The following is a 594-nucleotide window of genomic DNA, read 5'->3' on the forward strand; positions in this document are numbered from 1 at the left end:
TCGGCGACGACGACCGGCAGCGTGATGCTGCCGCGGTCGCCGGTGACGGTGACGCGGTGGTCGGTCGCGGTGTCGAGCATGCCGAGCACGGACTCGTACGACGCGCGGCTGAGGCGGGCGACCGGGGTGCGGGCGGTGGCGCGCAGGTGCTCCTCGCCGTCCTGCATCGAGCCGAGGTCGACCAGCTGCTTCCAGGTCGCCAGCGCGAACGGCGTCTCGCCCTTCCGCGGCGCCTTGGCCGGCTTCGGGGCCTTGCCCGCGTCGAGCGCGGGGCGGGCGCCGTCCCACGGGCCGAGGGACTGCATCTCGGCGCGCACGTCGGCGACCGTGCGGAAGCCGAGGCGGCTGCCCTGTCCCAGGCCGGCGAGCTCGTCGGCGATGCCGGCGAGCACCCGCAGGTCGGGCAGGGAGGCGGGGTTGCTGAAGACCGCGGCGAACTCGCGGGGTCGCGCGTCCCAGGTGACGAAGGTGCCGGACTTGTCGGTGACCGGTGCGACCGGCAGGACGACGTCGGCGACGCGCGTCACGTCGGTCTCGCGCAGCTCGAGGCTGACGACGAATCCGGCGGCGGCGAGGGCGGCGCGGAAGGCGGCA

At 75.6% G+C, this 594-nt stretch carries 1 pseudogene; it reads right to left on the reverse strand.

From position 1 onward, the window contains the following. Positions 1–594, reverse strand: a pseudogene (locus FB586_RS19555) (NADH-quinone oxidoreductase subunit G); the annotation flags it as partial.

The sequence above is a fragment of the Cellulomonas telluris genome, from assembly GCF_004886325.1.
Lineage (GTDB): Bacteria > Actinomycetota > Actinomycetes > Actinomycetales > Cellulomonadaceae > Cellulomonas > Cellulomonas telluris.